Source organism: Microbacterium sp. AC026, from assembly GCF_979258475.1.
On sequence record NZ_OZ409857.1, the window covers coordinates 14,327 to 39,222 of the forward strand.

Genomic DNA, 24,896 nt, shown 5'->3' on the forward strand with positions numbered 1-24,896 from the left:
CCTGCCCGCACGTCAGGCTGCTCTCATGAGCTCGTCGCGTGTCGAGCAGAAGGGCAACATCGTCGTCAAGTGGATCACCTCCACCGACCACAAGACGATCGGGTACATGTACCTCATCGCCTCGGTGCTGTTCTTCCTCCTCGGCGGCGTGATGGCACTCGTCATCCGTGCAGAGCTCTTCGCTCCGGGAATGCAGATCATCCCGACCAAGGAGCAGTACAACCAGCTCTTCACGATGCACGGCACGATCATGCTGCTGATGTTCGCGACACCGCTGTTCGCCGGATTCGCCAACGCGATCCTGCCGCTGCAGCTCGGCGCCCCGGACGTCGCCTTCCCGCGTCTGAACGCGTTCGCGTTCTGGCTGTTCCTCTTCGGCTCGACGATCGCCGTCGCCGGCTTCCTCACCCCGCAGGGTGCGGCCTCGTTCGGATGGTTCGCCTATCAGCCGCTCGCCAGTGCGTCCTTCTCTCCGGGTGCCGGTGGAAACCTCTGGATGCTGGGTCTCGGCATCTCGGGCTTCGGAACGATCCTCGGCGCCGTGAACTTCATCACCACGGTGATCACGATGCGCGCACCGGGTATGACGATGTGGCGCATGCCGATCTTCTCGTGGAACACGCTCATCACGAGCCTCCTCATCCTGATGGCCTTCCCGGTGCTCGCCGCCGCGATCTTCGCCGCAGGTGCGGACCGCGTGCTCGGCGCTCACATCTACGACCCGGCCAACGGCGGTGTCCTGCTCTGGCAGCACCTGTTCTGGTTCTTCGGTCACCCTGAGGTCTACATCATCGCTCTGCCGTTCTTCGGCATCGTCTCCGAGATCTTCCCGGTCTTCAGCCGCAAGCCGATCTTCGGATACAAGACGCTCGTGTACGCGACGATCGCGATCGCCGCACTGTCCGTCGCCGTGTGGGCTCACCACATGTACGTGACCGGCTCTGTGCTGCTGCCGTTCTTCGCCCTCATGACGATGCTCATCGCAGTGCCGACGGGAGTGAAGATCTTCAACTGGATCGGCACGCTGTGGCGTGGATCGGTGACCTTCGAGACCCCGATGGTGTTCGCACTCGGCTTCCTGGTGTCGTTCGTCTTCGGTGGCCTGACCGGTGTCATCCTCGCGGCTCCGCCGCTTGACTTCCACCTGTCCGACTCGTACTTCGTGGTCGCGCACTTCCACTACGTCGTCTTCGGCACCGTCGTGTTCGCCATGTTCGCCGGGTTCTACTTCTGGTGGCCGAAGTGGACCGGACGCATGCTCAACGAGCGCCTGGGCTACGTGCACTTCTGGATGCTGTTCATCGGCTTCCACATGACGTTCCTCATCCAGCACTGGCTGGGCGTCGACGGCATGGTGCGTCGCTACGCCGACTACTCGCCGGAAGACGGATGGACGTGGGGCAACCAGGTCTCGACGATCGGCGCGATCATCCTCGGTGCCTCGATGCTGCCCTTCTTCCTGAACGTGTGGATCACGGCTCGCAAGGCTCCGAAGGTCACGGTGAACGACCCGTGGGGCTACGGCGCTTCGCTCGAGTGGGCGACGTCCTGCCCGCCGCCGCGTCACAATTTCACCTCGATCCCGCGTATCCGCAGTGAGCGTCCCGCGTTCGACCTGAACCATCCCGAGGCTGCGGAGTTCACGCCCGCTGCGCCCGGCGAGCGAGAGGGCCACTGAGCCATGCGCGACAATGTCATCCTCTGGTGGGTCCTGACCGCCTTCTTCGCCCTGGTCGGCGTCGTCTACACCGGCTGGCACATCCTCGCCACGCCGTCGGACAACTTCGCCGCGCGGATCGAATGGGTCGGCACCGTGGCGCTGTTCTTCGCCGCGTTCATGGGCGCGATGATCGCGTTCTACCTCGACCGCACGCACAAGGCACAGAACGGCGAATTGCCTGAGGACATCCTCACGAGCGACATCGACGACGGAGACCCCGAGCTCGGCGAGTTCAGCCCCTGGTCCTGGTGGCCGATCGTCCTCGCGGGTTCCGCTGCCGTCTTCGTCGTGGGACTGGCCGTCGGACACTTCCTGCTTCCGATCGGCCTGGCGATCTTCGTCGTCGCGATCGTCGGCTGGGTCTACGAGTACTACCGCGGGAACTTCGCCCGCTGATCTGCATGCAGAAAGCCCCTGGGATCTCCATCCCAGGGGCTTTCTGCATGTCCTGTCGCTACGCGCGGCTGCGGACACGGGCGATGCCCGTCAGCGGGTCGACAGGCCGACGGTGGACGCCGTCGGCGTCCTCCACGGGATAGCCCTCCCTGACCCAATACTCGAACCCGCCGATCATCTCGCGAACGGCGTAGCCGAGCTTCGCGAACTCCAGAGCGCCCTTCGCGCCGGCGTTGCACCCCGGGCTCCAGCAGTAGACGACGACGGCGGCGTCGAGGGGGATCTCGACAGGAGCGCGGCTCGCGATCTCGCTGTAGTGCATCTGTGTCGCTCCAGCGACGCGTCCCTGCGCCCACGCTTCCTCTGAGCGGACATCGATGATGACGATGTCGTCTTCGGAGCGGAGAGCGGCATACACATCGCTCGCATCGGTCTCGTAGGCGAGCTTGGCGGCGTAGTAGTCAGCGCGATCGATCATGCGCTCAGCCTAGGCAACGGCGCGAGGTCCCGCCGTCATCATCCGGACGGCGGCGCACTGGAATCCGCCAATGTGGAGTGCAGGCTCAGAGCTCCGCTGTCATCTGGACGCGGCGTCCGTATCGGTCGAGGCCGAGGGAGGCCTCGGTCTCCACCAGGCCGCGCTGGAACGGCGTCTCGGGGATGCTCTCGAGGAACCCGCAAGACGAGTAGAAGGGCGCGTTCCACGGGATCTCGGCATAGGTCCGCAAGGTCATGCGCGTGTAGCCGCGATCCCGCGCCTCATCGAGTGCAGCGCTCACAAGGCGGCGTCCGAATCCCTGTCGTCCCACGGTGGGGAGGACAGACAGCTGTTCGAGGTGCGCATGACCGTCGGAGTCCAGGACATGGACGAAACCCACAGGGGAGGAGCCCTCTGACTCTTCCAGAACGAGAACGAATCCCGGCCCGGCGAGGCGTTCGGCACCGTTCGCAGCGGGAGGCCATACTGGCGCCCCCAGACTGTCGATCAGGAGAGCGTCAGCCTGGGCCTCGATGGCGGTCAGGAGCTCCGCATCCTCGGACGTGGCGGGCCTGATCGCAGCGCTCATCGGTTCGTCTCCGCGATCGCAGCGACCGCTTCGATCTCCACCAGCTGGTCGTCGTACCCCAGCACGGTGACGCCCATGAGGGTGCTCGGTACGTCGTGCTCCGCGAAGGCCTCGTGAACGACGTTCCATGCCGCGACCAGATCAGCCTGAGACGACGACGCCACGAGGACCCGCGTGCTGATGACGTCGGCGATCGTGGCGCCACTGGCGCGCAGCGCGAGATCGAGGGTCTCCAGGCAACGTGACGCTTGCGCGGCGTAGTCGCCGGGGGCCGTGGTGGTTCCGTCGTCCTCGAGCGGGCAGGCGCCCGCGAGGAAGATGAGTCGGGAGCCCGCCGGAGCAGTGGCGGCGTAGGCATAGGGGGCGGCAGCGAGATCGGCGGATCGGATGAGTTGGACTGCGGAGCTCATGACACGATCCTTCCACGTTCACTTGAGAGCCTCCCGGACATGAAGAAGGCCCTGTCCGAAACGGACAGGGCCTTCTTGCGGGGAGCGGCGATGTTACTCGTCGTCCTCGGACTTCTTCTTGCGAGGCTTCCTCACCGGCTCGGTCGCGATGACCGTGCTGGGAGTGTTCGCCGTCTCGTCGACGTGCGTCTCGCTGACGGTGATCGGAGCGTCGGGGACGCCGGCGCGCTCATGGGCGCCCTGGATCTCCGCCGCCTCGGTCTCATCGTTCTGAGCCGTGACGTGGTGCTGGTGAGCGTCCGCAGCTTCGATCTCCGCCTGCGTGAGCGGCGCGAGCCGGTCCTCGAAGAACCACCGTGAGATGGAAGAACGGAGGTTCTCCGTCCACGAGATTCGTCCCTTCGCGTTCGGACGCACGACCAGAGGCTCGTAGTTGTCCACATCGATGAGCTTCCAGCGGTCGTACGTGTCGACCGGCTGGTGCACCTCGATGAACTCGCCGCCGGGAAGGCGGACGATGCGTCCGGACTCGAAACCGTGCAGCACGATCTCGCGGTCCTTCTTCTGCAGCGCGAGGGCGATCCGCTTGGCGATGAAGTAGCCGAGGACCGGTCCGACGAACAGCAGCGCCTGGAGCGCGTGGATCACGCCCTCCATGGTCAGCATGAAGTGCGTCGCGATGAGGTCGGAGGATGCTGCAGCCCACAGGACGGCGTAGAAGATCACGCCGGCGACGCCGATCGCGGTGCGGGTCGCCGCGTTGCGCGGACGCTGAGCGATGTGGTGCTCGCGCTTGTCTCCCGTGATCCACGCCTCGATGAAGGGGTAGATCGCGACGAGCACGATGAAGAGCCCGAGGACGACCAGCGGCAGCAGGATCCCGAACGACCAGGTGCGATCGAGGAAGACCACGTCGAGGTTGGACGGAGCGAGGCGCAGGGCGCCGTCCGCGAATCCGATGTACCAGTCAGGCTGAGTACCGGCGGAGACGGGGGAGGGGTCGTACGGGCCGTAGTTCCAGATCGGGTTGATCTGGAAGAACGTCGCGATCAGCACGATCGTGCCGAAGACGATGAACAGGTAGCCGCCCATCTTCGACATGTACACCGGCATCATCGGGTAGCCGACGACGTTGTCGTTCGTGCGGCCGGGGCCGGCGAACTGCGTGTGCTTGTTGACGATCATCAGCATGAGGTGCACGGCGATGAGGCCGATCACCAGCAACGGCAGAAGCAGGATGTGCAGCGTGTACAGGCGTCCGACGATGTCCGTACCCGGGAACTCGCCGCCGAAGAGGAGGAACGAGGTCCAGGTGCCGATCAGCGGGATGCCCTTGATCATGCCGTCGATGATGCGGAGGCCGTTGCCCGAGAGCAGGTCGTCGGGAAGCGAGTATCCGGTGAAGCCCTCGGCCATCGCCAGGACGAACAGCACGAAGCCGATCACCCAGTTGAGCTCGCGGGGCTTGCGGAACGCACCGGTGAAGAACACGCGCAGCATGTGCACGCCGATTCCCGCGACGAAGACGAGTGCGGCCCAGTGGTGGATCTGGCGAACCAGGAGACCACCGCGGAGGTCGAACGAGATGTGCAGCGACGACTCGAGTGCCGCCGACATCTCGATGCCGCGCATCGGAGCATAGGCGCCCGTGTAGTGCGTCTCGACCATGGAGGCCTGGAAGAAGAACGTCAGGAAGGTTCCGGACAGGAACACGACCACGAAGCTCCACAGCGCGATCTCGCCGAGCATGAACGACCAGTGGTCGGGGAAGATCTTGCGGCCGAGCTCCTTGACGAAGCCGGAGATGCTGGTGCGCTCATCGATGTAGTTCGACGCGGCGCCGACGAATCGGCCGCCGAGAGGCGCCTTGTTGTCCTTGTCCTCTTTGGACAGCGTTGCGGTGCTCAATGGCGCTCCCAGAAGCTCGGGCCGACGGGCTCGGTGAAGTCACTGCGTGCGACGAGGTAGCCCTCGTCGTCGACGGTGATGGGCAGCTGCGGCAGCGGACGCGCGGCAGGTCCGAAGATGACCTTGGCGTGATCCGTGACGTCGAACTGCGACTGGTGGCAGGGGCAGAGGAGGTGGTGCGTCTGCTGCTCGTAGAGTGCCACCGGGCATCCGACGTGCGTGCAGACCTTCGAGTACGCGACGATGCCGTCGTACGACCAGTCCTTGCGGTCTTCGGCCTCGATGAGCTGCTCGGGGCGCAGGCGCATCATCAGCACGATGGCCTTGGCCTTCTCCTCGAGGTAGCCGTCGTGGTGGCTGAGCTCTGCGAGATCCTCGGGGATCACGTGGAATGCGGATCCGAGGGTCACATCCGCTGCGCGGATCGGGGTGCCGTCGGGGTCGCGCACGAGACGCTGGCCCTTCTCCCACATGGTGTGCTTCAGCAGCGTGACCGGATCGCCCGCGGTGGGGTCGTCGGGTGTGCTGTGCGGAGCGAGACCGCGGAAGAGCGTGACACCGGGGATGATCGAGGCCACGATCGCCGCGAACAGCGAGTTGCGGATCATCGTGCGTCGTCCGAAACCGGACTCCTCGTTGGCCGTGGCGAACGCCTCGACGACGGCCTCTCGCGTCGAGTCCTTGCCCCGGGTGGGGTGACGGTGCTCGATGTGCTCCTTGTCGCTCATCAGCGCCTTGGACCAGTGGATCGCGCCGATGCCGATCGAGAGCAGCGCGAGTGCGATGCCCAGACCGATGAAGAGGTTGTTCTGACGGATGTCGATGAGCGCGCCGCTCTCGATGGGGAAGAGCATGTAGGCGGCGACCGCCCAGATGCTTCCTGCCAGCGAGAGATAGAACAGCGTGTAGACCGTGCGCTCTGCAGCCTTCTCAGCGCGCGGGTCCTTGTCGGTCATCCGCGCGCGGTGCGGCGGCAGCCCCGGGTTCTGCACGGGATCGCTGACTGCGACACCCAGCCCCGGAGAGGGCTGGTAGGCCCTGTCAAGAGCCTGCGAGTCGTCGTCGTGTGCCATGGTGCTCCTCGTACGTTCCTCTTCGATGAATAAGCGTCAGTTGGACTTCGCCGTGATCCACACGGTGATGGCGACGAGCGCGCCGATGCCGAAGATCCAGACGAACAGGCCCTCGGAGACGGGACCGAGCGAACCGAGCGAGAAACCGCCGATCTGCACGGACTGCTGCTGGTAGAGCAGAGCCGAGATGATGTCGCGCTTGTCTTCGTCCGACAGGTTCATGTCGCCGAAGACGGGCATGTTCTGGGGACCGGTGACCATGGCCGCGTACATGTGCAGCGCGCTGGTCTCGGTCAGTGCGGGGGCGTACTTGCCCTCGGTGAGTGCTCCTCCGGCGGCCGCCACGTTGTGGCACATCGCGCAGTTGACGCGGAACAGCTCCGCTCCGTTGGCGACGTCGCCTTCACCGTCGAGGATGTGGTCCTCGGGGAAGGTGGGGCCGGGAGCCGACTCCTGCACGAATGAGGAGATCGCGAGGATCTGCTCCTCGGTGAACTGCGGCTCCTTCTGCGGCGCCTGGGGCCCCTGCATCTGCAGCGGCATGCGGCCGGTCGACATCTGGAACTCGACCGCGAGCTCGCCGACGCCGTAGAGGCTCGGTCCGTTCGCCGTGCCCTGCAGATCGAGACCGTGGCAGGTGGCGCAGTTGGCCGTGAACAGCTTCTCGCCGTCCTCGACGGTGAGCGTGCTCGCCGCGGTGGTCTGGGTGTCGGTCGCAGCGAAGGCTGCGGACGTTCCGGCGTACACGGCGCCGGTGATCATGAGGCCTGCTCCGATGAGGGCTGCCGCAGCCAGGGGACTGCGACGGCCATTCGAACGGCGCTTCTTCTCTCGTGCCATCTCGGGGATCAGCTCCGCTCTTATTTCAGGAAGTAAATGACGACGAACAGCACGATCCAGACGACGTCGACGAAGTGCCAGTAGTAGGACACCACGATCGAGGAGGTCGCCTCCTTGTGCCGGAAATTCTTGACGGCGTACGCACGGCCGATGACGAGGAGGAAGGCGATCAGACCGCCGGTGACGTGCAGGGCGTGGAAGCCGGTCGTCAGGTAGAACGCGGATGCGTACGAGTCAGCGCTGATCGGCATCCCTTCTGCGACGAGCTGCGCGTACTCCCAGACCTGCCCGGAGACGAAGATCGCGCCGAGCGCGAAGGTGAGGAAGAACCACTCGACCATTCCCCAGCCGAACAGGCGGCGGCGGCCGGCGCCGTTCTTCTGTCCCTTGGCGATGCGGTACGGCTGCAGGTCCTCGGCCGCGAACACGCCCATCTGGCACGTGAACGAGGAGAGCACGAGGATCGCCGTGTTCACGAACGCGAACGGGACGTTCAGCAGTTCGGTGCGGTCGGCCCAGAGCTCTGGGGAGGTGCTGCGGAGCGTGAAGTAGATCGCGAAGAGTCCCGCGAAGAACATCACCTCGCTGCCGAGCCACACAATGGTGCCGACAGCTACCGGGTTGGGGCGCTTGATCGTTCTTGCCGCCGGGGCATACGTCGCTGAGGTCGTCACCATTCCATTATGGCCGATCTCCGGGCGTGATTCTCGCACCGGAGGCTCTCGTTTCGCCCGCGAACGACTTAGGGGACCCTAAGAAAACGCTGCGAATCCTCGGTGAATACGCGGGAAACGAGGGATGATCGACGTCCGGCGCCCGTTCCGCAAGAGTCTGCACGTTTTCCCTGCGCCGATAGGATCGCACACATGGCTGATTCCCTGACCTGGTCCGACGTGCTCACCACTCTTCTGGAGCGTCGCGACCTCAGCGTCTGGGAATCGACGTGGGCGATGCGTCAGATCATGCGGGGCGACGTCACGCAGGCGCAGCTCGCCGGTTTCCTCGTCGCCCTCCGCGCCAAGGGAGAGACGATCGATGAGATCGTCGGATTCCGTGATGCGATCCTCGAGGCGGCGGTGCCGCTGCCCGTGTCGCCCGACGTCCTCGACATCGTCGGCACCGGCGGTGATCGTGTCGGCACGGTCAACGTGTCGACCACCGCGGCGGTCATCATCGGGGCGACCGGCATCCCGGTGGTCAAGCACGGCAACCGCGCAGCCAGCTCCGCCTCCGGCTCATCCGACGTGCTGAGCGCGCTCGGGCTGGAGCTCACCCTCGATCCCGCGGCGGTGTCGTCGATCCTCGACCGCACGGGCATCACGTTCGCCTGGGCGGGCGCCTTCCACCCCGGGTTCAAGCACGCGGGCGCCGTCCGTGCCGAACTCGGCGTCCCCACCGTCTTCAACATGCTCGGCCCCCTCTGCAACCCGGCTCGGGCCGAGGCGAACGCCGTCGGGGTGGCGCAGCTCGAGCGCGTCCCCCTCATCACGGGAGTGTTCCGGACGCGGGGCGCCACGGCCCTGGTGTTCCGCGGAGACGACGGCCTCGACGAGCTGACGACCACGGGGCACAGCCGCATCTGGGAGGTCACGCGCGGTGACATCCACGAGCACGATCTCGATCCTCGAGATCTCGGGATCCCGATCGCGGACCTCGCGGATCTGATCGGCGGAACGCCCGACCACAACGCGGCGGTGCTGCGCCGGACGCTCGAGGGGGAGACGGGCGCGGTGCGAGACATCGTGCTCCTCAACGCGGCGGCCGGGATCGTCGCGTTCGAGCTGTCCCAGGACGCGACTCAGGTACAGCGACCGATCCTCGAGCGTCTCCGCGAGGGCTACGAGCGGGCAGCCGCGGCGGTCGACGACGGTCGCGCCATAGCGAAGCTCGACGAATGGATCGGCGTCAGCCGCGAGCTGGCATCCGCATAGGAGATGTGATGGACCCGATCGCCGCCCTGCTCGAGATCGCCTCGCTGCTGGAGCGGGAACGCGCGTCGCGGTACCGGGCGAAGGCCTTCCGTCAGGCAGCTGCGACCCTGCAGCAGCTGCCGGAGGACGTGCGCTCGGATCCGACGAGGCTGCGCGCGGCGAAAGGGATCGGCGAATCGACCTTCGGAGTCATCCGACAGGCGCAGAGCGGAGAGGTTCCCGACTATCTCGTGGAGCTCCGAGGCGACGTGGAGCCCGAGCGCGTGTCGGCCCTGAGAGCGAAGCTCCGAGGGGACCTGCACGCGCACACCGACTGGTCGGACGGAACCACTCCTATCGGCGTGATGGCGTCAGCGGCGCGGGCTCTCGGTCACGAGTATCAGGCGATCACAGATCATTCCCCGCGTCTGCGGGTCGCCCGCGGACTCTCCGCGGAGCGGCTGCGCGAGCAGATGCCGCTCGTGAGGGCGGAATCGCGTGACGGGTTCACGCTGCTGGCGGGGATCGAGGTCGACATCCTCGAAGACGGCGCGCTGGATCAGGAGGACGCCCTCCTCGGGGAGCTCGACATCGTGGTCGCATCCGTCCATTCGAAGCTGCGGATGGACGCCCGGCCCATGACCGCACGGATGATCGCCGCCGTGAGCCACCCGCGCGTGAACGTGCTCGGGCATTGCACCGGACGGCTGGTGCAGGGGGACCGAGGCACTCGTCCGGAATCGCAGTTCGATGCCCGTGCCGTCTTCTCCGCATGCGCCGAGAACGGCGTCGCGGTCGAGATCAACTCCCGGCCGGAGCGTCAGGACCCGCCCGACGATCTGATCGCGATCGCCCTCGAGGCCGGCTGCCTCTTCTCGATCGACTCGGATGCGCACGCACCGGGTCAGCTCTCGCTCCTCGATCACGGTGCCGAGCGTGCCGAGAAGGCGGGGGTGCCTGCCTCCCGCATCATCACGACCTGGGGTCTCGACCGACTGCTGGCCTGGGCGAGCTGAGTCAGGCGTCGATCGTCGCGATCGCGGCGACGGCCCTGGTCATCGAGCCGCCCAGGTTCCACCGCTCAGCCAGTGCGGTCGCAGCATCAGCCTCGGACGGGTCGAGCGGACGCAGCGGGTCGCTCGGCGAGGTGATCGGGAGGTCGGTCGCGACGGCGACGACGGTGGGGGCGACCTCGAGGTACGTCGCGGCGGCGAGCACCTTCGCCCGGACCCCGGCGCTCATCCCCTCACCCGCCTCGGCAGCCGCGCGGATGCCGGCGAGATCGCCATGGGCCTGCAGGAGCGTGGCCGCGGTCTTCTCGCCGACGCCGGCCACGCCGGGAAGTCCGTCCGATGCGTCGCCGCGCATCGTCGCGAAGTCGGCGTACTGGCTCGGCAGCACGCCGTACTTCGCGACGACCACGGCATCCGTGACGATCTCGAGATTGCTCATGCCTCGTGCGGTATAGATGACGCGCACGTTCCTCGCGTCGTCGACGAGCTGGAACAGGTCTCTATCGCCCGTGACGATGTCGACCGGCATGGTGGCGTGCGTCGCGAGCGTGCCGATCACGTCGTCCGCTTCGTGCTCCGCGACGCCGATGATCGGGATGCCGAGCAGGGCGAGAGTCTCGCGGATGAGGGGGATCTGCGCCTCGAGGGGGTCGGGGACCTCCTCGACGTCGGGCCCCGCGGGCACGACCTCGACGACACGGTGCGCCTTGTAGCTGGGGATCAGGTCGACTCGCCACTGGGGTCGCCAGTCGTCATCCCAGCACGCGACCACATGGGTCGGCTCGTACAGCGTCACCAGCTTCGCGATGATGTCGAGGAGTCCTCGTGCGGCGTTGATCGGGGAGCCATCCGGCGCCGTGACCTTGTCGGGCACCCCGTAGAACGCACGGAAGTAGAGGCTTGCGGTGTCGAGCAGGAGGAGCTTGTCGGCGCGGGGCATGCAGACAGTCTGTCAGCGCGCCGAACGCGGATGGTATCGAGTCCGTCATATCGTCTCGGGATCTGATAACCTTGACTGTCACTCGTGGCGTGCCTATGCATGCCCGGGAGGCAGAACCCAATCAATCGCTGCAGAGCTCATGATCGGCCGTGCGCGGCCGGAGCCCTCAGCCCGAGTCTCCATTCACAAGGACAACCCACTACATGACTACCGCAACGACCGCCCCGGCCACCAAGCAGGTCGCCATCAACGACATCGGATCTGCTGAGGACTTCCTGGCCGCGGTCGAGAAGACCCTGAAGTTCTTCAACGACGGCGACATCATCGAAGGCACGATCGTCAAGATCGACCGCGATGAGGTCCTCCTCGATGTCGGATACAAGACCGAGGGCGTCATCCCCTCGCGCGAGCTCTCGATCAAGCACGACGTCGACCCGAACGAGGTCGTCAAGGTCGGCGACGAGGTCGAGGCCCTGGTTCTCCAGAAGGAGGACAAGGAAGGCCGTCTGATCCTCTCCAAGAAGCGTGCTCAGTACGAGCGTGCCTGGGGAGACGTCGAGAAGATCAAGGAGAACGACGGCGTCGTCACCGGTACGGTCATCGAGGTCGTCAAGGGTGGACTCATCGTCGACATCGGCCTCCGCGGCTTCCTGCCGGCCTCGCTCATCGAGCTGCGCCGCGTCCGCGACCTCACGCCGTACCTCGGCCAGGAGATCGAGGCCAAGATCCTCGAGCTCGACAAGAACCGCAACAACGTCGTGCTCAGCCGCCGTGCGCTGCTCGAGCAGACGCAGTCGGAGTCGCGCACCACGTTCCTGAACAACCTGCACAAGGGTCAGGTCCGCAAGGGTGTCGTGTCGTCGATCGTCAACTTCGGTGCATTCGTCGACCTGGGCGGCGTGGACGGCCTCGTGCACGTCTCCGAGCTGTCCTGGAAGCACATCGAGCACGCCTCCGAGGTCGTCGAGGTTGGCCAGGAGGTCACCGTCGAGATCCTCGAGGTCGACCTCGACCGCGAGCGCGTCTCCCTGTCGCTGAAGGCTACGCAGGAGGACCCGTGGCAGGTCTTCGCCCGTACCCACGCGATCGGACAGGTCACGCCGGGTAAGGTCACCAAGCTCGTTCCGTTCGGTGCGTTCGTTCGCGTCGCAGACGGCATCGAGGGCCTCGTCCACATCTCCGAGCTCTCCAGCAAGCACGTCGAGCTGGCCGAGCAGGTCGTGTCGGTCGGCGAAGAGGTCTTCGTCAAGGTCATCGACATCGACCTCGAGCGTCGTCGCATCTCGCTCTCGCTGAAGCAGGCGAACGAGGCAGTCGACGTCAACGGCACCGAGTTCGACCCGGCGCTCTACGGAATGCTCGCCGAGTACGACGAGGCCGGCGAGTACAAGTACCCGGAGGGCTTCGACCCCGAGACCGGTGCGTGGAAGGAAGGCTTCGACACCCAGCGCGAGGCATGGGAGCAGGAGTACGCTGCAGCCCAGGCTCGCTGGGAGGCGCACAAGGCTCAGGTTGCCAAGGCAGCCGAGGCCGAGGCGGCCGCTGGCGACGACTTCGGTGGTCAGGTCTTCTCGAGCGAGGCCGCAGGCGCGGGCACGCTCGCGGATGACGAGGCTCTCGCGGCTCTCCGCGAGAAGCTCTCGGGCGGCAACGCTTAAGCATCACGCTCTGAACGGGCCGTCATCCTTCGGGATGGCGGCCCGTTCTGCGTCTCGACGCGTCCTCGGATCTCCATGACCGATCATTACGCTCGCATTCGTCACATTCCGGCGGGTTGGACAGCATGGGGACATGACCTCTCTGCTCTCGGCGCCCTCGACGGCCGGCGCGTCGGCGATCGCCGGCACCGCACAGCCGGTGCGCCTGCAGGGGGTGGAGCGCAGCTTCACGCTCTCCCGCGGCCGGCGCGACGTCCTCCGCGCGGTCGACGTCGACGTCGCCGCCGGTGAGATCGTCGCCATCGTCGGTCCCTCCGGGTGCGGCAAGTCGACGTTGCTGCGGCTCGTCGGGGGACTGGATGCGCCGACCGGCGGCAGCATCCGCATCCAGGACACGCGCGTGGCCGACGTCGACGAGCGCACCGCCGTCGCGTTCCAGGAGCCCCGCCTGCTGCCATGGCGGACCATCGCCCAGAACATCGAACTCGGTCTGCCCCGTGGCACCGCGCGCCGCGAAGGCCGGGAACGTGTTCGGGAGCTCATCGAGCTCGTCGGCCTCGAGAAGGCCGCTGATCAGCGGCCACGCGAAGTGTCGGGTGGCATGGCGCAGCGCGCCTCGCTCGCACGCGCCCTCGCTCGCAATCCTGGCGTGCTGCTGCTCGACGAGCCGTTCGGTGCGCTCGATGCGCTCACCCGCCTGCGGATGCACGATCTGCTCCTCAAGATCCATGCGGCTGAGCCGACCACCGTCCTCCTCGTCACGCACGATGTCGAAGAAGCCCTCTATCTCGCCGATCGTGTGCTGCTGTTGCGCACGCTCGGCGACGCCGACACGGAAGCGCCGTCCATCGTGCGCGCGATCACCGTCCCCGGCATCCGACCCCGGGACCGCGCCGATCGCGGTCTCGCCGACCTCCGCGCAGAGCTCCTCGAAGGACTCGGCGTGGACACCCACCACCGCACCGCCACCGAGGAGACCCGATGAGCACCATCACCCGACGAATCATCCCCGCGATCGCTATCGCAGGGACGATGATGCTCGTCGCCACCGGCTGCGTCGCCGGTGAGAACGCCACCGCCTCGGACTCGTCGTCCGACGACGCGGCAGCCTCGGGGAGTGGTCGGCGGACACTCTGTCCATCGACTTCGCGACCTACAACCCGCTCAGCCTCGTGATCCGCGACCAGGGGATCCTCGAGGAGATCCTCGGCGACGACGTCGAGGTCGAGTGGGTGCAGTCCGCGGGATCCAACAAGGCGAACGAGCTGCTGCGCTCCGGCTCGATCGACGTCGGCTCCACGGCCGGCTCGGCGGCACTGTTCGCCCGATCGAACGGCTCACCGATCCAGGTCATCGACATCTTCTCGCAGCCCGAATGGTCGGCGATCGTCGTCGGCCCCGACAGCGACATCACCTCGGTCGAGGACCTCGCGGGCAAGTCGGTCGCGGCGACGAAGGGAACGGACCCCTATTTCTTCCTGCTCCAGTCTCTTGAGGAAGCAGGCCTCTCGGTCGACGACGTCGAGGTCCAGAACCTCCAGCACGCCGACGGCCGTGCCGCTCTCGACAGCGGCTCGGTAGACGCCTGGGCGGGCCTCGATCCCATCATGGCCGCGGCCGAGGTGGAATCGGGCGATGAGCTCATCTACCGCAACGTGGACTTCAACACCTACGGCTTCCTCAACGCCACCGAGGACTTCATCGAGAACCACGCGGACCTCGCGCAGGCGGTCGTCGACGCATACGAGCAGGCGCGCGAGTGGGCCCTCGAGAACCCCGACGAGACCGCGGCGCTGCTCGCCGAGGTCGCAGGGATCGACCCCGCGGTCGCGACGACCGTCATCGAGGAGCGGTCGAACCTCGACGTCAGCGGCATCCCCGGTGAGGCGCAGATCGCCGTGCTCGAGAAGATCGCGCCGGTGCTGGTCGAATCCGGAGATGTCCAGGGTGGCGAGGCTTCGGTCGAGAAGGCTCTCGACTCCCTCATCAACGCTACCTTCGCCGAGAAGGCGGTCGGCGGCGAGTGATCACTCCCGACCAGCGCGTGGTGGTGCCCGCGGATGCACAGGACGCGATCGACGCGGCGCGCGGAGTCCGGCGTCGTGACGAGGCCGGTGCCCGTCATGCCTGGGATCGACCCGCCGTGCGTCTCGTCGGCGGACTGTTGCTTCCGCTCATCATCGTCGGTGCCTGGCAGCTGGTCACGACCACCGGGCTCGTCGCGCCCTACCTGCTCCCTTCGCCGGCATCCGTCTTCACCGCGGGGTCGAGCTGGCCGAGCGCGGCACGCTGTGGACGCACGTCGCCATCTCGGTGCAACGGGTCCTGCTCGGGTTCGCGGTCGGTTCTGTCATCGGACTCGCGGTGGCCGGCATCGTCGGTCTGTCACGGGTCGGCGACGTGCTGCTCAGTCCGACGCTCTCCGCGATCCGAGCGGTGCCGTCGCTCGCCTGGGTGCCGCTGCTGATCCTGTGGATGCAGATCGGCGAGGAGTCCAAGGTGACGCTGATCGCCATCGGCGCCTTCTTCCCGGTCTACACGACTGTCGCGTCCGCACTCCGCCACGTCGACCCGCAGCTGGTAGAGGCGGGACGCTCGTTCAGTCTTCGCGGATGGTCTCTCTTCCGCACGGTGCAGCTGCCGGCCGTCGTGCCGTCGGTCGCCGCGGGGCTCCGGCTGGCGCTCGCGCAGGCGTGGCTGTTCCTCGTCGCCGCCGAGCTGATCGCGTCGTCGATGGGACTCGGCTTCCTGCTGACCGACTCGCAGAACAGCGGCCGCGTCGATCGGATCATCCTCTCGATCGTCCTGCTGGCGCTGCTCGGCACGATCACCAATGCCATCCTCGTGGTGGTCGAGAAGTACCTGCTCCGCCGGTGGATGTGACGATGGCCGAGGCGCGCCTGCACGAGACCCGTGCGTACCCGGCCCCTGCTGCGTTCGCCGCTCAGGCGAACGTCGCCGACGAGGTGTATGCGAGGGCCGCCGCGGACCCCACGGCCTTCTGGGAGCAGGCCGCGTCCCGACTCGACTGGGCAGAGCACTGGCACACGGCCCACGAGTGGGATCCGCCTGCGGGCGATGACGTCCCGGCGGCGCGCTGGTTCGTGGGCGGGCGCCTCAACGTGGCATACAACTGCGTCGACCGTCATGTCGACGCCGGGCGCGGGGACAAGATCGCCCTCCACTTCGAAGGAGAGCCGGGGGACAGGGCTTCGGTCACGTACGCGGACCTCCAGCGTCGCGTCTCGCAGGCGGCGAACGCGCTGACCGCGCTCGGCATCGAACCGGGCGACCGGGTGGTCGTCTACCTGCCCGTGCTGATCGAGACGGTCGTGATCACGCTCGCATGCGCACGGATCGGCGCCGTGCACTCACTGGTGTTCGGCGGCTTCTCGGCCGAAGCGGTGCGCTTCCGTCTGATCGACACCGGCGCCAAGCTGCTCGTCACGAGCGACGGGCAGTTCCGCCGCGGCACCGCGACCGAGGTGAAGTCGACGGCCGACATCGCCGCAGCGGATCTGCCGGACCTCGAGCATGTGCTGGTCCTGCGGCGCACCGGCCAGGACGTGCCGTGGACCGACGGCAGAGACGTCTGGTGGCACGACACGGTCGGCACAGCCTCGTCCGACCACATCGCGCAGGCGTTCGACTCCGAGCATCCGCTGTTCATCATCTACACATCGGGGACCACCGGAAAGCCCAAGGGCCTCGTGCACACCTCCGGTGGCTACCTGACGCATGCGAGCTGGGCACACTGGGCGCACTTCGACGCGAAGCCCGACGACGTGCACTGGTGCACGGCGGACCTCGCGTGGGTGACCGCTCACACCTACGAGATCTACGGGCCTCTCTCCAACGGGCTGACCCAGGTGATCTACGAGGGAACGCCGGACACCCCCGATCGCGAACGTCATCTCGAGATCATCGAGCGGTACGGCGTGACGGTGTACTACACGGCGCCGACGCTGATCCGCACCTTCATGACCTGGTTCGGGCCCGAACTCCCGTCGGGTCACGATCTCTCGACCCTCCGTCTGCTCGGGACCGTCGGCGAGGCGATCAATCCGGAGGCCTGGATCTGGTTCCGCCGGAACTTCGGGCGCGATGAGCTGCCGGTCATCGACACCTGGTGGCAATCCGAGACCGGGGCGGCGATGATCGCGCCGCTGCCCGGAGTCACGACCCTCAAGCCGGGGTCCGCGTCCGTGCCGCTGCCCGGCATCGATGCGACGGTCGTCGACGCGGACGGCCACGAGGTCGCTCCCGGTCGGTCGGGCACCCTCGTGGTGCGCCGCCCGTGGCCGGGTATGGCGAGGACGGTGTGGGGCGACCCTCAGCGCTACCGCGATGCATACTGGTCCGCCTACGCCGGGCACGGCGAACACGGCGGCTACTACGTGGCGGGCGACGGCGCGACGAGAGACGCCGACGGCTACATCTGGATCCTGGGGCGGCTCGATGACGTGGTGAACGTGTCGGGCCACCGGCTGTCCACGATCGAGATCGAGTCCGCGCTGGTGGCGCACGAGACGGTCGGCGAAGCGGGAACGGCCGGCGTCGCAGACCCCATCACAGGCCAGGCGGTCGTCGCCTTCGTGACTCCCTCCGGACGATCCGAGGTGTCGGTCGCCGCGCTGCGGTCGCAGGTGGCGGCTGCGATCGGTCCTGTCGCCAAGCCGAAGCACATCGTCGTGGTCGCCGACCTGCCGAAGACCCGCTCGGGAAAGATCATGCGCCGACTTCTCGCCCAGCTGTGGGAGGCCGAGCAGGATCGTCGCTCGGGACGAGCCCCGGCTCCGCTGGGAGACACGACATCGCTGCAGAATCCGTGGGCCGTCGGCGAGATCGCCGCCGTGCTCGAGAACGTTGAACTGAGGACATCATGACGGAAGAACATCGCTTCGGGTTTCGCACGAGGGCGCTGCATGCCGGCGGGACTCCCGACGCAGCGACCGGCGCAAGGGCCGTGCCGATCTACCAGACGACGTCGTTCGTGTTCGACGACGCGGCGGACGCCGGCAACCTCTTCGCCCTGCAGAAGTACGGGAACATCTACTCGCGCATCGGCAACCCCACCGTCGCCGCGCTCGAGGAACGTCTGGCCTCGCTCGAGGGCGGCATCGGTGCGGTCGCGACCGCCTCGGGGATGAGCGCGGAGTTCATCACGTTCGCGGCGCTCGTCGGAGCGGGCGACCATGTGGTCGCCGCGGCGCAGCTGTACGGGGGCACGGTGACCCAGCTCGACGTGACCCTGCGTCGTTTCGGCGTGGAGACGACGTTCGTCGCGTCGACCGATCCCGCCGACTACGCCGCCGCCATCCGTCCGGAGACCAAGGTCGTCTACGTGGAGATGATCGGCAATCCCTCGGGTGAGATCGCCGACATCGAGGGGCTGGCCGAGGTCGCTCATGCCGCAGGTGTGCCGCTGGTCGTGGACGCCACGCTCGCCACCCCGTACCTCGCGCGCCCTCTGGAGCACGGCGCGGACATCGTCATCCATTCGGTCACCAAGTTCCTGGGCGGACACGGGACGACGCTCGGCGGCGTCGTCATCGAGAAGGGCACCTTCGACTGGGGCAACGGCCGCTTCCCGCAGATGACAGAGCCGGTCGAGTCGTACGGCGGCATCAAGTGGTGGGACAACTTCGGCGAGTACGGCTTCCTCACCAAGCTCCGCACCGAGCAGCTGCGTGACATCGGCCCGGCGCTGAGCGCGCAGTCGGCGTTCAACCTCCTTCAGGGAGTCGAGACGCTGCCGCAGCGGATCGATGCGCACCTTGCGAACGCGCGGATCGTGGCCGAATGGCTCGACTCCGACCCCCGGGTCGAGTATGTGACGTGGGCGGGTCTCGAGCATCACCCGCACCACGAGCGCGCAGCGAAGTATCTGCCGCTCGGTCCTGGTTCGGTGTTCGCGTTCGGGGTCAAGGCCGACGACGGTCGCTCGGCGGGCGAGACGCTCATCGAGAATCTTCAGCTGGCATCGCACCTCGCGAACATCGGGGACGCGCGCACGCTCGTCATCCACCCGGCATCGACGACCCACCGTCAGCTCACGGAATCGCAGCTCGTCGCGGCGGGCGTGCGACCGGACCTCATCCGCATCTCGGTGGGCCTCGAGGACGCAGAAGACATCATCTGGGATCTTGACCAGGCCCTCACGACAGCGACAGGAGCCACTCGATGAGCGGAATCGAGACCACCGGCGCCGACGCCTGCGCGCTGCCAACCGCCCAGGATTCTGTGGCCTGCGCCCTGCCCGCATCCGCGCCGGCGCACCCGGATCGGACCTGGGAGGGTCCCAGCCAGCAGCAGCGCTTCGGCATACTGCGACGCGCGAAGTCGGTCGCCATCGTCGGCGCGTCGAACAATCCCGCGCGCGCCTCGTATTTCGTCGCGACGTACCTGCTCTCCAGCACCGCATACGACGTCTATCTCGTCAACCCGCGGGAATCGGAGATCCTCGGTCAGCCGGTCTACGCCTCGCTGTCCGACCTGCCGGTGGTCCCGGACGTCGTCGACGTCTTCCGCCGCCATGACGACCTGCCCGGCGTCGCCCAGGAGGCGATCGAAGCCGGGGCGCAGACCCTGTGGCTGCAGCTGGGATCGTGGAACGAGGATGCCGCGGCGATCGCCGAGGGCGCGGGGCTCTCCGTGGTGATGGATCGGTGCATCAAGATCGAGCACGCCCGGTTCCACGGAGGCCTCCACCTGGCCGGTTTCGACACCGGCGTCATCAGCTCGCGACGGCAGCTGCTGGCCCGCTGATCCGCGATCTCAGCCCCGTTTAGACTGGCGAGATGCCTCTCATCGCGCTCACCGGCGGCATCGCCTCGGGCAAGTCGACCATCGCACGACGACTCGCAGAGCTCGGCGCGGTGGTCGTCGACGCCGATCAGATCGTCCGCGACGTGCAGTCGCCCGGCTCCGAGGTTCTGGCACGGATCGAGGATGCCTTCGGCGCGGACGTCATCTCGGCGGACGGCGCACTCGACCGCGCCGCCCTGGGGGCCAAGGTCTTCGCCGATCCGGAGCAGCTGGCACGACTGAACGCGATCGTGCATCCGGCCGTCCGTGCCGAGTCGCAGCGACGATTCGAGGCGGCAGCGGCCGCCGAACCGGGCGGTGTGGTCGTGTACGACGTGCCCCTTCTGGTCGAGGCGCGCGTCGATGACCCCTGGGACCTGATCGTCGTCGCCCATGCGCCTGCCCAGGAGCGCAGACGGAGGCTCGTGGAATTGCGCGGCATGGCGGAACAGGCTGCGCAGGAGCGGATCGATGCGCAGGTCTCGGACGAGCGTCGGCTGGCGATCGCCGATGAGGTCGTCGACACATCCGGATCCCTGGAGCAGACGATGCTGCAGACCGATGCCCTGTGGAAGCGGATCCGCTCGTCGTGACCTTCACCGGTCACGCACCCGGATCCCCTGCCTATCGGCGTCTCATCGTCGGGCTCTTCTTCGCCGGCATCGCGACATTCGCCCAGCTCTATTCGCCGCAGGCCGTTCTGCCGCAGCTCTCGTCCGATCTCGGGATCACGCCTGCCACCGCGGCACTCGCTGTATCGGCCGCGACGCTGGGTCTCGCGGCGGCGGTGATCCCGTGGTCGATGGTCGCGGATCGCATCGGCCGAGTGCCGGCGATGGGGACCGGCATCCTCGCCGCTACCGTTCTGGGTCTGGTCGCTCCGCTCAGCACCGGCATGGAGATGCTGCTGGCGCTGCGCCTGCTCGAGGGCATCGCGCTGGGCGCCGTGCCGGCCGTAGCGCTCGCGTACCTCAGCGAGGAGGTGAGTGCGCGTCATGCCGCGGCGGCCGCGGGGAGCTACATCGCCGGGACGACCGTGGGTGGTCTGCTCGGTCGCGTCGTGTCCGGATTGGCGGGAGAGCAGTGGGGGTGGCGTGCGGGAATCTGGGTCGTGGCCGGTGTCTGCGCGATGGCGGCCGCTCTCTTCCTCTGGCTGACGCCGAAGGCCCGGGGGTTCGTGCCCGGTCGGCTTCGCCAGGGTGCGACAAGCGGGATGCTCGCGCGTCTCGTGTCGCCGATGCGCTCCGCACCGCAACTCGCCCTCTACGCGCAGGGCTTCCTCCTCATGGGAGCGTTCGTCGCGGTGTACAACTACCTCGGATTCCACCTCATCGACGCGCCGTTCTCTCTTCCGAGCTGGCTGGTGACCCTGCTCTTCCTCGCCTACCTCGCGGGCACCGTCTCGTCACCGACCGCCGGTGCTCTCGCATCTCGCTTCGGTCGGTACCCGGTGCTGCTGTGCTCGATCGCGGTGATGGGGATCGGAGCGCTCGCCATGCTCAGCCAGGCCGCGCTGCCGGTGGTCCTCGGGCTGCTGCTCTTCACGGGCGGCTTCTTCGGCGCACATGCGGTTGCGTCGGGGTGGGCTCCGGCCGCTGCCACGCCGGACAGTCGTGCGCAGGCATCGTCGCTCTACTACTTCGGCTACTACGCGGGCTCGAGCCTGTTCGGATGGGCGCTGGGCATCGTGTTCGGCAGGGCGGACTGGGCGTGGTTCGTGGGCGCGATCATCACGATGTGCGCGGTGTCGGCGGCACTCGCGGCGCGCGCGCTCCGGTCGTCGCCGACAGGACGCAGATGATCGCGAGGCGGCACCGCCGCGCAGCCGCTCGCCGGCGCGACCGACCCGAAGGACCAGCACCATGCGCATGAGGCATCTTGCAGCGTACGACCACGAGCTGCGCACGGATGCGGAAGTGGTGCATGCCCTCGATGTGGCGACGCGCGGACCGCTGCGTCTCGCCGCCTTTCCGGGCGGGCGCGGGTTCGTGTCCTACGCCGATCTCGGCGGGGTCGATCAGGGCGGCATCGAGACGCTCGTCGATGCCGCGCTCGCGCACTTCGGGAGGCGGAGCGAGATCGACTCGATCGAGTGGAAGACGCGCGGGCATGACCGGGCACCGGGGCTCGGCGGGACTCTCGAAAGACGAGGCTTCGTGCCGGAGGAGACGGAGTCGGTGATGATCGGCGAGGCGGAGCTGCTCGCCCAGCCGGTGTCGCTCCCCGCCGGAGTCGAGCTTCGGCGCGCGCGAACGGAGACCGAGGTGTTCGCGATGGAGGAGATGCAGGGCAGGGTGTTCGGCGATCCCCGGTGGCGGGTGCGGGTGGAGACGACGCTGCAGCGCATCCGCGAGGACGACACGGTGGAGCTGTGGACCGCCGTCGCCGGAGACGAGGTGATCAGCGCTGGACGGCTCGAACCGGTCACGGGCACGCGATTCGCCGGTCTGTGGGGAGGTGCGACGCTGCCCGAGTGGCGGGGCCGCGGCGTCTATCGGGCTCTGACGGCCCAGCGGGCGCGATCCGCCCTCGCCCTCGGCAAGGTGTATCTGCACTCGGATTCCACGGAGTTCTCGCGGCCGATCCTCGAGCGGGCCGGGCTCGTCACGGTCACGACCACCACTCCCTACGTGTGGACGCGGTCGACTGACTGACGGGCAGAGATTCCGCTGGGGGCTCTCGTGGCCCCGATGTCGGTGGCCCGGCATACGCTGGAGGTATGCAAACCACGCGCAGCGTCCGTCCTTTCGAGGTCATCAGCGAATACGCGCCCGCCGGCGACCAGCCGAAGGCCATCGCCGAGCTCGCGTCGCGCATCAATGCCGGCGAGACAGACATCGTCCTGCTCGGTGCCACGGGTACCGGAAAGTCCGCGACGACCGCCTGGCTGGTCGAGCAGGTGCAGCGCCCGACGCTCGTCCTCGCGCACAACAAGACTCTCGCCGCGCAGCTCGCCAACGAGTTCCGCGAGCTGATGCCGAACAACGCCGTCGAGTACTTCGTCTCCTACTACGACTACTACCAGCCGGAGGCGTACGTCCCGCAGACGGACACCTTCATCGAGAAGGACTCGTCGATCAACTCCGAGGTCGAGCGTCTCCGCCACTCGACGACCAACTCGCTGCTGAGCCGTCGGGATGTGATCGTGGTCTCGACGGTCTCCTGCATCTACGGTCTCGGTGCGCCGGAGGAGTACCTCCGGGCGATGGTCGCGCTCCAGGTGGGGGAGCGCTACGACCGGGACGCGCTGATCCGACAGTTCATCTCGATGCAGTACAACCGGAATGACGTCGACTTCTCCCGAGGCAACTTCCGCGTGCGGGGAGACACCATCGAGATCATCCCCGTATACGAGGAGCACGCGATCCGCATCGAGCTGTTCGGCGATGAGATCGAAGCGCTCTATTCGCTGCATCCGCTCACCGGAGAGGTGATCGAGAAGCTCGACTCCGTGCCGATCTTCCCCGCCTCGCACTACGTCGCCGGCACCGACGTGATCCAGCGCTCCATCGGCACGATCGAGCACGAGCTCGAAGAGCGGCTCAAGGAGTTCGAGCGTCAGGGAAAGCTCCTCGAGGCCCAGCGCCTGAGGATGCGCACCACGTTCGACCTCGAGATGCTGCAGCAGCTCGGGTTCTGCTCGGGCATCGAGAACTACTCCCGGCACATGGACGGGCGCCAGCCGGGCGAGCCGCCGCACACGCTGCTCGACTTCTTCCCTGACGATTTCATGCTCGTGATCGACGAGTCGCACGTGACGGTGCCGCAGATCGGTGCGATGTACGAGGGCGACGCCTCTCGCAAGCGCACGCTCGTCGAGCACGGCTTCCGGCTTCCGAGCGCGATGGACAACCGGCCGCTGCGCTGGGACGAGTTCAAGAACCGAATCGGACAGACCGTCTATCTCTCTGCGACACCGGGCAAGTACGAGATGGGGATCGCCGACGGCGTGGTCGAGCAGATCATCCGCCCGACCGGACTCGTCGACCCGCACATCATCGTGAAGCCGTCGAAGGGGCAGATCGACGACCTCCTCGAGGAGATCCGGCTTCGGGTCGAACGCGACGAGCGTGTGCTCGTCACGACACTCACGAAGAAGATGTCCGAGGAGCTCACGGACTTCCTCGGCGAGCACGGCGTACGCGTGCGATACCTGCACTCGGACGTGGACACTCTGCGACGGGTCGAGCTGCTCAGTGAACTGCGTGCCGGGGTGTACGACGTCCTCGTGGGAATCAACCTGCTCCGAGAGGGGCTCGACCTGCCTGAGGTGTCCCTCGTCGCGATCCTCGACGCCGACAAGGAAGGCTTCCTCCGGTCAGGCACCTCGCTCATCCAGACGATCGGTCGCGCGGCGCGAAACGTCTCCGGCGAGGTGCACATGTACGCCGACAAGATCACCGACTCGATGGCGAAGGCGATCGAAGAGACCGATCGCCGCCGCGAGAAGCAGGTCGCGTACAACCTCGAGAACGGTATCGACCCTCAGCCGCTGCGTAAACGGATCGCCGACATCACCGAGGTGCTCGCGCGTGAGGGCGCCGACACCGCTGAGATGATGTCCGGGCGCGGGAGAGCGACCGGCAAGGGCAAGTCGCCGACGCCGAACCTGCGGCGCACCGGCATCGCCGCAGAAGGAGCTCAGCAGCTCGAAGCGGTGATCCAGGACCTCTCGGATCAGATGCTCGCGGCTGCCGCCGAGCTCAAGTTCGAGCTCGCCGGGCGGTTGCGCGACGAGGTGCAGGACATGAAGAAGGAACTGCGCGCGATGGAGAAGGCCGGCCACGCCTGAGAAGCTCGGAGGCACCAGGATGGATGCAGCGGGCGAGGAGCTCGCCGATCGAGTGCGAGCGCTCCTCACACTCGATGAGGACGTCGAGGAGAAGCGCATGTTCGGCACGCGCGCCTTCCTCCTCGATGGGCACATCCTCGTCGGAGCGCGCGCGGGCGGGGTTCTGCTCGTCCGGGTCGATGGCGAGCACGGTGACTCGCTGATCACCCGCCCCGGGGTGGCGGTCCCGGTCATGGGCGCGCGGACGATGGGCACCAGCTGGCTCGATGTGTCGCCGAGCGTGCTCGTCGACGACGATGATCTCGCCTCGTGGCTCGACGTCGCACGCCAAGACGCGCAGCGCGACGACTGAGAGCGAGAGT

22 protein-coding genes and 2 pseudogenes are annotated in these 24,896 nt (G+C 67.2%); 16 read left to right on the top strand and 8 right to left on the bottom strand.

Annotated features, from left to right (window positions below):
• The first annotated feature begins 25 nt into the window (after positions 1 to 25).
• Positions 26 to 1,678, top strand: coding sequence for an aa3-type cytochrome oxidase subunit I (gene ctaD, locus ACZZ93_RS00070; protein ID WP_150115182.1), 1,653 nt, complete (start codon positions 26 to 28; stop codon positions 1,676 to 1,678).
• 3 nt (positions 1,679 to 1,681) lie between these two features.
• The gene (locus tag ACZZ93_RS00075; protein WP_053096714.1) at positions 1,682 to 2,116 is read left to right on the top strand and encodes a cytochrome c oxidase subunit 4; all 435 of its coding nucleotides are present in this window, start codon (positions 1,682 to 1,684) and stop codon (positions 2,114 to 2,116) included.
• A 58-nt stretch (positions 2,117 to 2,174) separates the two neighbouring features.
• On the opposite strand, the gene ACZZ93_RS00080 is transcribed toward ACZZ93_RS00075, so the two are convergent.
• The 7 genes from ACZZ93_RS00080 to ctaE all read right to left on the bottom strand — a co-directional run bounded on the left by ACZZ93_RS00080 (position 2,175) and on the right by ctaE (position 8,091).
• Complete coding sequence (locus ACZZ93_RS00080; protein WP_463510231.1) at positions 2,175 to 2,594, bottom strand: rhodanese-like domain-containing protein; 420 nt, start codon at positions 2,592 to 2,594, stop codon at positions 2,175 to 2,177.
• A gap of 85 nt (positions 2,595 to 2,679) precedes the next feature.
• Positions 2,680 to 3,183 carry a GNAT family N-acetyltransferase gene (locus ACZZ93_RS00085; RefSeq protein ID WP_463510232.1) on the bottom strand — a complete coding sequence of 168 codons (504 nt, stop codon included), beginning with the start codon at positions 3,181 to 3,183 and terminating at the stop codon, positions 2,680 to 2,682.
• The gene (locus ACZZ93_RS00090) at positions 3,180 to 3,593 is read right to left on the bottom strand and encodes a RidA family protein (RefSeq protein WP_463510233.1); all 414 of its coding nucleotides are present in this window, start codon (positions 3,591 to 3,593) and stop codon (positions 3,180 to 3,182) included. Before ACZZ93_RS00090 ends, ACZZ93_RS00085 begins: the two co-directional genes overlap by 4 nt.
• Positions 3,594 to 3,686: 93 nt before the next feature.
• Entirely contained in the window at positions 3,687 to 5,501 is a 1,815-nt protein-coding gene (gene qcrB / locus ACZZ93_RS00095) for a cytochrome bc1 complex cytochrome b subunit (RefSeq protein WP_463510234.1), read from the bottom strand.
• Positions 5,498 to 6,574: a cytochrome bc1 complex Rieske iron-sulfur subunit gene (qcrA, locus tag ACZZ93_RS00100; protein WP_042538395.1), complete on the bottom strand. Its 1,077-nt coding sequence runs from the start codon at positions 6,572 to 6,574 to the stop codon at positions 5,498 to 5,500. The genes qcrB and qcrA overlap by 4 nt, the downstream gene beginning before the upstream one ends.
• 36 nt (positions 6,575 to 6,610) lie before the next feature.
• Positions 6,611 to 7,414, bottom strand: a complete 804-nt coding sequence (qcrC, locus tag ACZZ93_RS00105) for a cytochrome bc1 complex diheme cytochrome c subunit (RefSeq protein WP_053096702.1) — start codon at positions 7,412 to 7,414, stop codon at positions 6,611 to 6,613.
• 20 nt (positions 7,415 to 7,434) lie between these two features.
• Complete coding sequence (ctaE, locus tag ACZZ93_RS00110) at positions 7,435 to 8,091, bottom strand: aa3-type cytochrome oxidase subunit III (RefSeq protein ID WP_053096700.1); 657 nt, start codon at positions 8,089 to 8,091, stop codon at positions 7,435 to 7,437.
• A gap of 189 nt (positions 8,092 to 8,280) precedes the next feature.
• Between ctaE and trpD the strand changes: the two genes are divergently transcribed.
• Together trpD and ACZZ93_RS00120 are read left to right on the top strand one after the other, a co-directional pair.
• Positions 8,281 to 9,345 carry an anthranilate phosphoribosyltransferase gene (gene trpD, locus ACZZ93_RS00115; RefSeq protein ID WP_053096699.1) on the top strand — a complete coding sequence of 355 codons (1,065 nt, stop codon included), beginning with the start codon at positions 8,281 to 8,283 and terminating at the stop codon, positions 9,343 to 9,345.
• An 8-nt stretch (positions 9,346 to 9,353) separates the two neighbouring features.
• Complete coding sequence (locus ACZZ93_RS00120) at positions 9,354 to 10,340, top strand: PHP domain-containing protein (RefSeq protein WP_463510235.1); 987 nt, start codon at positions 9,354 to 9,356, stop codon at positions 10,338 to 10,340.
• 1 nt (position 10,341) lies between these two features.
• On the opposite strand, the gene ACZZ93_RS00125 is transcribed toward ACZZ93_RS00120, so the two are convergent.
• Positions 10,342 to 11,277: a 5'-3' exonuclease gene (locus ACZZ93_RS00125; protein WP_056278945.1), complete on the bottom strand. Its 936-nt coding sequence runs from the start codon at positions 11,275 to 11,277 to the stop codon at positions 10,342 to 10,344.
• Between the two features lie 203 nt (positions 11,278 to 11,480).
• On the opposite strand from ACZZ93_RS00125, the gene rpsA reads away from it, so the two are divergent.
• From rpsA to ACZZ93_RS00185, 12 genes and pseudogenes are all read left to right on the top strand, one after another.
• Positions 11,481 to 12,935: a 30S ribosomal protein S1 gene (rpsA, locus tag ACZZ93_RS00130; RefSeq protein WP_053096692.1), complete on the top strand. Its 1,455-nt coding sequence runs from the start codon at positions 11,481 to 11,483 to the stop codon at positions 12,933 to 12,935.
• 133 nt (positions 12,936 to 13,068) lie between these two features.
• The gene (locus ACZZ93_RS00135) at positions 13,069 to 13,920 is read left to right on the top strand and encodes an ABC transporter ATP-binding protein (protein WP_053096690.1); all 852 of its coding nucleotides are present in this window, start codon (positions 13,069 to 13,071) and stop codon (positions 13,918 to 13,920) included.
• Positions 13,917 to 14,962: pseudogene (locus ACZZ93_RS00140) on the top strand (aliphatic sulfonate ABC transporter substrate-binding protein). Before ACZZ93_RS00135 ends, ACZZ93_RS00140 begins: the two are co-directional and overlap by 4 nt.
• 47 nt (positions 14,963 to 15,009) lie before the next feature.
• Positions 15,010 to 15,818, top strand: a pseudogene (locus tag ACZZ93_RS00145) (ABC transporter permease).
• Between the two features lie 2 nt (positions 15,819 to 15,820).
• Positions 15,821 to 17,821, top strand: a complete 2,001-nt coding sequence (acs, locus tag ACZZ93_RS00150; protein ID WP_463510236.1) for an acetate--CoA ligase — start codon at positions 15,821 to 15,823, stop codon at positions 17,819 to 17,821.
• Positions 17,818 to 19,122, top strand: coding sequence for an O-acetylhomoserine aminocarboxypropyltransferase/cysteine synthase family protein (locus ACZZ93_RS00155; protein ID WP_056278941.1), 1,305 nt, complete (start codon positions 17,818 to 17,820; stop codon positions 19,120 to 19,122). Before acs ends, ACZZ93_RS00155 begins: the two co-directional genes overlap by 4 nt.
• On the top strand, positions 19,119 to 19,703 hold the full coding sequence (locus ACZZ93_RS00160; RefSeq protein ID WP_083569349.1) for a CoA-binding protein: 585 nt from the start codon (positions 19,119 to 19,121) through the stop codon (positions 19,701 to 19,703). The genes ACZZ93_RS00155 and ACZZ93_RS00160 overlap by 4 nt, the downstream gene beginning before the upstream one ends.
• 32 nt (positions 19,704 to 19,735) lie before the next feature.
• Positions 19,736 to 20,335 carry a dephospho-CoA kinase gene (gene coaE / locus ACZZ93_RS00165; RefSeq protein ID WP_072591439.1) on the top strand — a complete coding sequence of 200 codons (600 nt, stop codon included), beginning with the start codon at positions 19,736 to 19,738 and terminating at the stop codon, positions 20,333 to 20,335.
• The gene (locus ACZZ93_RS00170) at positions 20,332 to 21,543 is read left to right on the top strand and encodes an MFS transporter (protein ID WP_463510237.1); all 1,212 of its coding nucleotides are present in this window, start codon (positions 20,332 to 20,334) and stop codon (positions 21,541 to 21,543) included. Before coaE ends, ACZZ93_RS00170 begins: the two co-directional genes overlap by 4 nt.
• Before the next feature lie 67 nt (positions 21,544 to 21,610).
• The gene (locus ACZZ93_RS00175; protein ID WP_400341154.1) at positions 21,611 to 22,396 is read left to right on the top strand and encodes a GNAT family N-acetyltransferase; all 786 of its coding nucleotides are present in this window, start codon (positions 21,611 to 21,613) and stop codon (positions 22,394 to 22,396) included.
• 65 nt (positions 22,397 to 22,461) lie between these two features.
• The gene (uvrB, locus tag ACZZ93_RS00180) at positions 22,462 to 24,534 is read left to right on the top strand and encodes an excinuclease ABC subunit UvrB (protein ID WP_053096678.1); all 2,073 of its coding nucleotides are present in this window, start codon (positions 22,462 to 22,464) and stop codon (positions 24,532 to 24,534) included.
• A 19-nt stretch (positions 24,535 to 24,553) separates the two neighbouring features.
• Entirely contained in the window at positions 24,554 to 24,886 is a 333-nt protein-coding gene (locus ACZZ93_RS00185) for a TfoX/Sxy family protein (protein WP_463510238.1), read from the top strand.
• Positions 24,887 to 24,896: the final 10 nt, after the last annotated feature.